8 protein-coding genes are annotated in these 10,367 nt (G+C 66.7%); 1 reads left to right on the top strand and 7 read right to left on the bottom strand.

Annotated features, from left to right (window positions below; genetic code table 11):
• Window positions 1-56 precede the first annotated feature (56 nt).
• Both NMN56_RS40920 and NMN56_RS40915 read right to left on the bottom strand, forming a co-directional pair.
• Entirely contained in the window at window positions 57-1,853 is a 1,797-nt protein-coding gene (locus tag NMN56_RS40920) for an ABC transporter substrate-binding protein (protein ID WP_274040868.1), read from the bottom strand.
• 95 nt (window positions 1,854-1,948) lie between these two features.
• Window positions 1,949-2,983 (bottom strand): ABC transporter permease, encoded by a 1,035-nt coding sequence (locus NMN56_RS40915; RefSeq protein ID WP_274040869.1) that lies wholly within the window; start codon window positions 2,981-2,983, stop codon window positions 1,949-1,951.
• Between the two features lie 550 nt (window positions 2,984-3,533).
• Between NMN56_RS40915 and NMN56_RS40910 the strand changes: the two genes are divergently transcribed.
• Window positions 3,534-4,571: a hypothetical protein gene (locus NMN56_RS40910; protein ID WP_274040870.1), complete on the top strand. Its 1,038-nt coding sequence runs from the start codon at window positions 3,534-3,536 to the stop codon at window positions 4,569-4,571.
• A 9-nt stretch (window positions 4,572-4,580) separates the two neighbouring features.
• Here the strand turns inward: NMN56_RS40910 and NMN56_RS40905 are convergent, their stop codons facing one another.
• The 5 genes from NMN56_RS40905 to NMN56_RS40885 form a co-directional block, all read right to left on the bottom strand.
• Window positions 4,581-5,720: an ABC transporter ATP-binding protein gene (locus NMN56_RS40905; RefSeq protein WP_274040871.1), complete on the bottom strand. Its 1,140-nt coding sequence runs from the start codon at window positions 5,718-5,720 to the stop codon at window positions 4,581-4,583.
• Window positions 5,710-6,690 carry an ABC transporter ATP-binding protein gene (locus tag NMN56_RS40900; protein ID WP_274040872.1) on the bottom strand — a complete coding sequence of 327 codons (981 nt, stop codon included), beginning with the start codon at window positions 6,688-6,690 and terminating at the stop codon, window positions 5,710-5,712. Before NMN56_RS40900 ends, NMN56_RS40905 begins: the two co-directional genes overlap by 11 nt.
• Before the next feature lie 6 nt (window positions 6,691-6,696).
• On the bottom strand, window positions 6,697-7,623 hold the full coding sequence (locus tag NMN56_RS40895) for an ABC transporter permease (protein WP_274041079.1): 927 nt from the start codon (window positions 7,621-7,623) through the stop codon (window positions 6,697-6,699).
• A 119-nt stretch (window positions 7,624-7,742) separates the two neighbouring features.
• Complete coding sequence (locus NMN56_RS40890) at window positions 7,743-8,666, bottom strand: ABC transporter permease (RefSeq protein WP_274040873.1); 924 nt, start codon at window positions 8,664-8,666, stop codon at window positions 7,743-7,745.
• Window positions 8,667-8,672: 6 nt separating this feature from the next.
• Window positions 8,673-10,322, bottom strand: coding sequence for a peptide ABC transporter substrate-binding protein (locus NMN56_RS40885; RefSeq protein ID WP_274040874.1), 1,650 nt, complete (start codon window positions 10,320-10,322; stop codon window positions 8,673-8,675).
• Between the last annotated feature and the right edge of the window lie 45 nt (window positions 10,323-10,367).

The raw sequence follows: 10,367 nt of genomic DNA, 5'->3' as shown, positions 1-10,367 counted from the left end.
CCGGGGGGGGGGGGGGGCGGAGCCGGCCCGGAGGCCGGAGTTCCTGCGCCGGAGCGCTACTTCTTCACGTACAGCGAGGTGGGCTGGATGTCGTGCAGGGATTCGTCGAAGTAGGCCCCGCCGATCTTCGATCCGTGCAGCTGGATCGCCTTGTAGTACTGGAGCGGCACCGCGGGGACGTCCTCCTTGAGGATCTTGTCCGCGAGCTTCATCCATTCATCGGCTGCCTTGTTCGGGTTGGACATGGCCGCGATACGGTCCATCTCCTTCTCGAACTTCGGGTTCTTGTGGTGCGAGTAGTTCGGCGAACCGTCCTGGACCTGGCGGCCGTCGAAGACCGGCGGGACCACGGTGGACGAGCTGGGCCAGTCGGCACCCCACGAGTGGTGGTAGATGTCGTAGTTGTTCTTGATCTTGCCGATCTGGTCGTAGTACGTGTCCGCGATGATGTCCTTGCGCTGGACGTTGAACCCGGCCTTCTTCAGGTTGTCGGTCGCGGCGACCGAGAAGCTCTGCCACTCGGGAGCGTTCTGGTAGGCGAAGGTGAGCTTCATGCCCTTCTTGCCCGACTCCTGGAGGAGCTTCTTCGCCTTCTTGATGTCGCCCTGCGGGTTCTTGACCTTGCCGAACGGGTCGGTCGGCTTGTGGCCGACCAGCGTCGGGCTGATGTAGTTGCCCGCGAGCTGGGCGCCGCCCGAGCCGCCGAAGGCCGACACGATGGACTGCGCCGGCAGCGCGTACGCGATGGCCTGGCGGACCTTCTTGTCCTTGACCCGGTCCATGTTGATGCCCATGTAGCCGACGTACGACTGGAAGCCGGAGACCGAACGCTTCTTGATCTTCGGGTCGCTGCGCACCTCCTGCATGCTGGAGGCGTCGACCTGGTTGGTGAAGGACGTCGCGGTCTGGTTCTCACCCGAGTCGGACATCAGCCGCTTCGTGGAGTCCTCGAAGGACACACCGAACTGGATGTCGAAGGCGTCCGGGTACTGGTTGCGCTGCGGGTCCGTCTTCGGGTCCCACTCGGTGTTCCTGACCAGCTTCATGCTCTTGCCGGACTTGAACGAGGCGATCTTGTACGGGCCCGAGGTGAGCGGCTTCTTGTCGTACTTCTCCTTGGTGTCCTTCTTCTCGGAGACCACGGCGTATCCGGCCATCGCGAGCGCGTAGGGAAGCTCGGCGACCGGCTTCTTGAAGTGGAAGACCACGGTCTTGTCGTCCGGGGTCTCCAGGATGTCCTTGGAGAGGTGCTTGCCCTTGTACGGACCGTCGGGCAGCAGCTTGCGGTACTCGGTGCCGCTGGTGTCCGCCATCCACTGCTGGACGAAGGTCGGCCCCTCCGTGACGAACGGCGCGAACATCCGCTCCATGCTGTGCCGGATGTCCTTCGAGGTGATCTCCGAGCCGTCCTCGAACTTGATGCCGTCCTTGAGCTTGTACGTCCAGGTCTTGCCGCCGTCGGACTTCTGGCCCGCGTCCGTCGCCAGGTCACCGACGACCGAGTACTTGCCGTCGCTTTCCTTCTTGTAGCTGGTGAGGCGGCGATGGATCAGGGTCGAGAGTGCGCCCTCGTCACTGACGTAGATCTGGGCCGGGTCCAGGTGCGCGTAGCTGTCGCGCTGGAGCACCTTGATGGTGCCGCCCTTCTGGGCACCCTTCACCTCGGGCGCCGGCCCCTTGGAGCCGGCCTCGTCGGCGAAGGTGTAGGAGATGTCCTGGCCCTGCTTCTTGGCCTCGGTGTCCCCGCCGCCGTCGTCGCCGCCCCCGCCGCTGCTGCACCCCGTGAGGAACAGCGCTCCGACCGTCAGCGCCGCGAGGGAGGCACGCGCTCCGCGTATGCTCACTCTGCTCATGGTGATCTCTGCACCTGCCTGTTGGTTGTCCGTCGCTGCCTGACTGATGCCGCACGGGGTGGCAGCACCCCCCACCACTCGGCCGCGTCCGGCCCTCATCGTCCCGACTTGGGGTCGAAGGCGTCCCTGACCGAGTCTCCGAGCAGGTTGAATGCGAGGATGAAGATCACCATCGCGCCGCCCGGGAAGAACATGTAGGTGAGATCGCTCTGATACACCTCGGCACCCTTGGCGAACATCCGCCCCCAGTCGGGAGTGGGTTCGGGCATGCCGACGCCGAGGAACGACAGACCGGCGATGGCCGTGACGTTGTTCGGCAGCATGTACGTGGATTGCACCAGGATCGGAGTGACCAGGTTCGGCAGCAGCTCCTTGCGGATGATGCGCGCCGGCGGGGTGCCCGCGACCCTGGCCGCCTCGACGAACTCCCGTTCCCGCAGCGACAGCGTCTGCCCGCGCAGCAGCCTGGCCAGCGTCATCCAGCCGAGCAGCCACATGACGTAGATGAGCACACAGGCACGCAGCCAGGTGGGCATCTCGTCCTGCGGATCGACCATCAGGGCCGCGATGACCGGCGTGAAGGCGATGAAGAACAGCTGGTTGGGGAACGACATCATCAGGTCGGTCAGGCGCCCGAGGAAGTAGTCGGTCCTGCCGCCGAGGTAGCCACCCGCGACGCCGATCACGATGGCGGTGACGACCGAAAGCAGCGTGATGGCGACGGCGAGGGACAGGGACGTCCGTATCCCGTAGACCAGCTGCGTGAACACGTCGCGGCCCAGGCCGGGTTCGATACCGAACCAGAACTCGCTGTCGATGCCGCCGTTGGGCTTCATGGGGTAGGAGTTGTCGTTCAGCAGCCCGGGGGTGATCTGCCCGTACCGGGTGTACGGATCCTTGCCGTACAGCTTGGAGATCACCGGCGCCAGCGCCGCGATCGCAAAGAACGCGAGCACGATGCAGGCCGAGATGACACCGGTGCGGTCACGCTTGAAGCGCAGCCACATGAGTTGGCCGGGTGACCGGCCCGCGAGTTCGGACTTGTCTGCAACTCGCGTAGAACTCAGGACCGCGTCATCGGGGCCAGAACCGTCGGCCCCAGCCTTCGCAGCCTGGGAGGAACTCGTCATCGCGTTGTGCTCCCGCGCTCAATTCTCGCCGGAACCCGAATCGTCGTCCGTGATGCGGGCTGGGTTGAGCGGACTTTCGCAAGTCAATTACGGCGCAGTCAAGGGGTGTTGGGTGCACTCACCTCCCACGCGGCCTTTCTTGAGCGAACGTTGTGCAGATCGACGTGCTCACGTGCTTGACATCACATTGACAGCTGCGACTTATCGTCATAGTTCGTCAGGAAACGCTTTAACGCACACGCAACTTCGCGGTCGCCTCTCCGATATCCGAATCCGCCACCCTGAAGTGCGTACGGCCGTGCGGGTGCCGTAGGGGTCCGTCACGCGGTGCGGCCCCGGGCCGGGCGGGACGGGCCATGCCGTTCCGCCCGGTGTCCCGCACGCCCGATTCCTGTGCCGGTGTCCTGCGCGCGCCGCGCACCTCGTGCGAACATGGGCGAGCGGTCGCATGTTCGTCACCCACGCACCAGCACGCTTGTTGCCTGGCCGCGATCACGGGTAGAGCTGAGTGCGTCGCGAACGACATCACACCCACGGGGGGCCGAGGGCAATGGGCCAGGACAGAACACTGGCGCGCGGTGCGCGCGTCTTCGGGGCCGCGCTCATAGGTGCCCTCGCGCTGATCAGCCTCGGCTGGATCATTCGCGACTTCACCAAGGCCAACGAGGTCACGGACGTCTGGTGGAACTGGACGGGCCGCCTCGCACGCGCCGAGGACGGCATATGGGTCACCTCGTACGTCGAGCCGACGCTGCTGCTGCTCTACGCCGTCGCCGCCGTCACCGTCATCCGCTCCTCCTCGGCCGCCGGCATCCTGGCCTGCACCGGCGTACTGACCGCGCTGCTGCGCACCCCCGGCCTGTGGAACCTCAACGCCAACTGGATGCAGGGCATCGACGACGGGCTGATGAGCAAGGTCCTCGTCACCACCGTCGCCGTGGTCGTCATCGGTGTCGCCCTCGTGGTCACGGCCGTGGCAGGCCGCAGACCGGTGCAGCAGCCCGGGGGGTACGGCTACGGCTATGCCCCGTCCCCCGGCCTCAGGCCCGGCGGCAGCTACGATCCCGCGGAGGAGCCCGCCGCAGGGCCCACGCGGGGCGGGGCCGTCACCGCTTTTCTGCTGCTGGGTGCCATGGCAGCCGTGCTGGCCGCCTGGGAGATCCACGACTGGCAGAAGACGGGCTGGGACAGCTACCAGCGGGCGCTGACGGGCGAGCGGCTCATCGTGCGGCTGCTGGACGTGCCGACGTCGTGGACCACCTGGTCGCTGGTGCTGCTCGCGCTCGTCGCCGCCGTCGCCGCACTCGCCGGCGCACCCTTCTCCCGGCCGCTGGGGCTGGTCACGGCGGGACCCCTGCTCGGCATCGGCCTGTTCTTCCTGGCCTTCGCACTCAAGTCGAAGCTCTTCGAGAACTTCGGCGAGCTGAGCACACAGGGCCAACTCCGGCTACTGACCGGCCTGTTGGAGATAGTCGTCGGCGCCGTCGTACTCGCGGCCCTGGCCAGGGGCGAGCACCACTCACCCCGGCCGCTCCCCGAGTTCCGGGACCGCGGAGCCCCGTACAGCGCCAGCCCACCGGGCTGGTAGCCGCGCCCCTCACCCCTCGGCCGGCGGCATCACCGAGGCGCGCTCGGCCGCGAAGTGGCAGGCCGACGGGTGGTGCACGGGTTCGTCGCCGGCCGTGTCGGTGAAGTTCTCCGGGACGATGAGCAGCGGCTCCTCGACGACGCACCGGTGCTGCGCCTTCCAGCAGCGGGTGCGGAAGTGGCAGCCGGAGGGCGGGTTCGCGGGCGAGGGCACGTCGCCTTCGAGGACGATGCGCTCGCGCCCCTCCTCGGCCTCGGGGTCGGGCACCGGTACGGCGGACAAGAGGGCCTGGGTGTACGGGTGTGTGGCGTGCTCGTAGATCTCGGTGTCGGTACCGATCTCCACGATCTTGCCGAGGTACATCACCCCGACCCGGTCGGAGATGTGCCGCACCACGGACAGGTCGTGCGCGATGAACATGTAGGAGAGCCCGAACTCGTCCTGGAGCTTGGCCATCAGGTTGACCACCTGGGCCTGCACCGACACATCGAGCGCCGAGACCGGTTCGTCCGCCACGATGATCTCGGGGCGGAGCGCCAGCCCGCGTGCGATGCCGATGCGCTGCCGCTGGCCGCCGCTGAACTGGTGCGGGTAGCGGTTGATGTACTCGGGATTCAGGCCGACCACGTCCAGGAGTTCCTGCACCTTGCGCCGTCTGTCGCCCTTGGGTGCCACCTCGGGATGGATGTCGAACGGTTCGCCGATGATGTCCCCGACGGTCATCCGGGGATTGAGCGAGGTGTACGGGTCCTGGAAGACCATCTGGATGTTGCGCCGTACGGCCTTGAGCGCGCGGCCCGACAGGCGGGTGATGTCCTCGCCCTTGTAGCGGATGGTGCCGGCCGTTGGCTGTTCGAGATGGGTGACGAGCTTGGCGACGGTGGACTTGCCGCAGCCCGACTCGCCGACGATGCCGAGCGTCTCGCCCTTGTGCAGGTCGAACGAGACGCCGTCGACGGCCTTCACGGCGCCGACCTGCCGCTTGAGGACGATGCCCTGGGTGAGCGGGAAGTGCTTGACCAGGTCGCGGACTTCGAGGATCGCCTCGCCCTCCGCGTACGCGTTCTCCGCCTGGGCCCTGGCCATCAGTTTCCGCGCGATCACGCCCTCCTCCCGCGCCTGCTTCTTGCCGGAGTGATCAGCGTGCATCGAACATCTCCTTCCAGAAGTGGCATGCGCTGGCCCGGTCGTCGTCCACCTCGTAGAGCGGCGGTTCGTCCGTACGGCACACCGGCCGTGCCATGGGGCAGCGGGGGTTGAAGGCGCATCCGGGCGGGATCTCCAGCAGACTGGGCGGCATGCCCTTGATGGCGCTGAGCTGGTGTCCCTTCTGGTCCAGGCGCGGGATGGAGTCGAGCAGACCCCGCGTGTACGGGTGTGCGGGGGCCCGGTAGAGGTCCTTGACGGGAGCTGTCTCCACGATGCGCCCCGCGTACATCACCGCGATCTTGTCCGCGACATCCGCGACCACACCGAGGTCATGGGTGATGAGGATCAGCCCCATGTTGAACTCGCGCTGGAGATCGGCCAGTAGCTCCATCACCTGCGCCTGCACGGTGACGTCCAGCGCCGTGGTCGGCTCGTCCGCGATGATCAGGTCGGGCTCCAGCGCCAGCGCCATCGCGATCATGATGCGCTGCCGCATACCGCCACTGAACTGGTGCGGATAGTCGTTGACCCGCTCGCGGGCTGCCGGGATACGTACCCGCTCCATCAGTTCGACGGCCTTGGCCCTGGCCTCCTTGCGGGACATCCCCTGGTGCACGCGGAACATCTCACCGAGCTGGTAGCCCACGCTCAGTACCGGGTTCAGCGAGGACAGCGCGTCCTGGAAGATCATGGCCATCTTCCGGCCCCGGATCTTGCGCCGCTCCTCCTCGGGGAGTTTCAGCAGGTCCTGCCCCTGAAAGATGATCTCGCCGCCCGCGATACGCCCCGGCGGGATGTCCAGGATGCCCATGACGGCCTGCGCCGTGACGGACTTGCCCGAGCCCGACTCGCCCAGCACCGCCAGGGTCTCGCCCGCGTCCACCTCGTAACTGACGCCGTTGACGGCCTTGGCGACGCCGTCCCTGGTGTGGAACTCGACGTGCAGGTCGCGCACTTCGAGCAGGCTCACCGCTCTTCACCTCAGCTTCGGGTCGAGGGCGTCGCGCACCGCGTCGCCGAGCATGATGAACGCCAGCACCGTGATGCTGAGCGCTGCCGCCGGGTAGAGCAGGATGTGCGGCGCGTTGCGGAACTGCATGCCTTCGGAGGCCGCGGAGATGTCGGCGCCCCAGGAGATGGTGGGCGGCTGCAGGCCGACGCCGAGGTAGCTGAGCGTGGCCTCCAGCGCGATGTAGGTGCCCAGCGCGATGGTGGAGGTCACGATCACCGGCGCGACGGCGTTCGGCATGATGTGCCGCACCATCATCCGCGTGTTGCTGGCACCCAGGGCGCGGGCTGCCTGCACGTAGTCGTTCTGTTTGGCCGTGATGACGGCGCCGCGTGCGATACGGGCCACCTGCGGCCAGCCCAGCAGCACGATGAACGAGACCACCGTCCACACCGAGCGGCTGCCGGTCATGGAGAGGAAGACCAGGCCGCCCAGGACGATCGGGATGCCGAAGAAGATGTCGGTGAGCCGCGAGATGAGCGCGTCCCAGGTGCCGCCGAAGAACCCGGCAAGCCCGCCGAGCAGGCTCCCCAGTACGGCCACGCCCACCGTGGAGCAGACGCCGACCGTGACGGACGTACGCGCACCGTGGACGACCCGCGTGTACACGTCGCACCCCTGGGTGTCGAAGCCGAACCAGTGGCCCGTGGAGGACGGGCTCAGCGACCGGCCCAGGTTGCAGGAGAGCGGGTCACGGCCGGCGATCAGGCCGGGCCACAGGGAGATGAGGACGAGGAAGAGGATCAGCAGGCCCGCGATGAGGAACACGGGGTTCCTGCTCAGGTCGTGCCAGGCGTCCGACCACAGGCTTCTGGCCCGCTTGCCGGATCCTTTCCGCCCCGGCCGTGGCCCCTTGCCCTCCAGCCCGCCCCCCTCGGACTCGGCCAGCTCCATGGCGCCACCGGGGCCTCCGATGGCGGGCGGTTCAGTCACGGCTCACCTCCGCTGCCTCGGCACGGACCGGGTGCGCCGGGGCCCGCTGCGGCGTGCCCGCGGCGGGCCGGGTGAGTGGGTTACGCATAGCGGATCCTCGGGTCGAGCACGGCGTAGAGGAGGTCGACGAGCAGGTTCGCCAGGAGGAAGACGATGACGAGGATCGTCACGAAGCCGACGACGGTCGGTGAGTTCTGCCGTACGACGCCCTGCCACAGCTGGAAGCCGACGCCCTGGATGTTGAAGATCCGCTCGGTGACCAGCGCCCCCGCCATCAGGTTGCCGACGTCCGTGCCGAGGAAGGTGACCACGGGGATCAGCGAGTTGCGCAGCAGGTGCCGCAGGGTCACCCGGCGCCGTGGCAGCCCCTTGGCGATGGCCGTACGCACGTAGTCGGCGCGGGCGTTCTCGGCGATGGACGTACGGGTGAGCCGGGTGACGTAGGCGAGCGAGACCAGCGCCAGGACCAGTGCGGGCAGGAGGAGTTCGCCGGCCGGCGCCTCGGGCGAGACCGCGGGACGGATCCAGCCCCACTTCACGCCGAGGAGGTACTGGGCGAGGGTGCCGGTCACGAACGTGGGAACGGAGATGACGACGAGGGTCAGCATCAGCACGGTGGTGTCGATGGGGCGGCCCCTGCGCAGTCCCGTGAGGACACCGAGGATGATGCCGATGACGATCTCGAAGACGATGGCCAGGATCGCCAGCCTGATGGTGATCGGAAAGGCGGTGGCCATCAGTTCCGTCACCGGCTGGCCGTTGAAAGCGTTGCCGAAGTCACCGGTGAAGATCTTGCCCATGTAGAGCAGGTACTGCTGCCAGATGGGCTTGTCGAGATTGAATTCCGAGCGCAGTTGTGCCGCCGTTGCCGGGTCGGGGGCCCGGTCGCCGAACATCGCGTTGACCGGGTCCCCGACGGCGTACACCATCACGAAGATGAGAAAGGTGGTCCCGATGAAGACCGGGATCATCTGGAGCAGTCGTCTGACGACGTAGCGCCCCACCTCAGGTCACTTGACCTTGATGTCGGTGAAGACCGGTACGGAGAAGGGATTGAGCCTGACTCCGCTGACGCGGTCCGAATACCCGGCGTTCCCGTTCTGGTACCAGAGCGGAATGGCGGGGAGCTTCTCCAGGATCAGCTCCTCCGCCTGCTGGAAGGTGGTGACGGCGGCGGCCTCGTCGGAGGAGTTGGCCTTGTCGATCAGCTTGTCGACCTCGGCGTCGGCGAAGTGCGAGTCGTTGGACGAGGCGTCCTTGTAGAAGATCGGCTGGATGAAGTTCTGGATCAGCGGGTAGTCCATCTGCCAGCCGGTTCTGAACATTCCCTTCATCTTCTTCGCTGAGACGTTGCTGCGGAATTCGCTGAACGTGGGGACGGGGTCGACGGTGCACGCGTTGTTCTTGCCGAGCGTGTGGTTGATGCTGTTGCAGACGGCTTCCATCCACTGCCTGTGGGAGCCGGTGTCCACGTTCGAGGTGAGCTTGATCCGCCCCCCGGGGATGCCGCCGCCCTGCTTGACGAGCTGCTTGGCGCGCTTCGGGTTGAACTCGCAGGTCTCGCCGCACAGTCCGGCCTTGTAGCCGCCGGCCGACTTCAGCACGGGCGAGGTCAGGTCGGTCGCCGGCTCGCGGGTGCCGTGGTAGATCTTCTCGGTCACCTCTTTGCGGTCGATCGCCATGGACAGCCCGCGGCGTACGAGATTCGCCTTCCTGCCCTGCCAGTTCTTGTCGTACATGGGGAAGGAGACGGTCTGCAGGATTCCCGCCGGCTGGTTGATGTAGCGGCCGTTGAGGTCCTTCTTCGCGTTCTTGAGCTGGCCGGCCGGGAGTTCGTCGACGACATCGAGGTTCCCGGCCTGCAGATCGGTGTACCCGGTGTTCTGGTCGGTGTAGACCTTGAGGTGGACGCCCTTGTTCCGCGGCTTGTCCTGACCCGCGTAGTGCTTGTTCCTCGAAAGCTTCATGACCTGGCCCTTGGTGTACGAATCCACCTGGTAAGGGCCGTTCCCCACGGGCTTCTTGAGCCAGCCGTCATGGTCGCTGAAGAACTTCTTCGGGAGCGGTGAGTAGGCGACGTATCCCAGGGTCTCGGGCCAGAGCGAGAACTTCTGGTTGAGCTTCACCGTAAAGGTGTGACTGTCCTTCACCTTCAGCCCCGACAACTTCTTCGCCTTGGGCTCTCCCTTGTCGGGGTGCACGTCGTCGTAGCCGTCGATGTACTCGAAGAAGTACGAATTCACCTGCTTGTTGGTGACAAGCGCGCCGTAGTTCCAGGCGTCCACGAAGGACTTGGCCGTGACGGCGGTTCCGTCGGAGAACTTCCAGCCCTTCTTGAGCTTGATGGTGAAGTTCCGCTGGTCGCTGGTCGTGATCGACTCCGCGACCGCGTTCTCGGCCTTGCCCGTGGCGGGGTCGTACTTCTTGAGTCCGCGGAAGGCCATGTCGAGGACCTTGCCGCCCTGCACCTCATTGGTGTTCGCGGGCTCCACGGGGCGCTGCGGGTCCGTCCAGAAGGCCCGCACGACCCCCGCCTCGGAGCCTCCACCACCGCCGCCACCGCCACTGCCGCCCCCGCCGCACGCGGTGGCCGTGAGGGCGACCGTCACGGCGACGGCGAGCGCCCTGCCGGTCCAGGTGACGCGGGTGGCTCCGCGCATGGGTGCCTCCAAGGTGCGGTGTGGGTGCGAGTCCGGCTCGCACCC

Source organism: Streptomyces iconiensis, assembly GCF_028657195.3.
Taxonomy (GTDB): Bacteria; Actinomycetota; Actinomycetes; order Streptomycetales; family Streptomycetaceae; genus Streptomyces; species Streptomyces iconiensis.
This window is presented reverse-complemented; position numbering and strand designations above follow the sequence as displayed.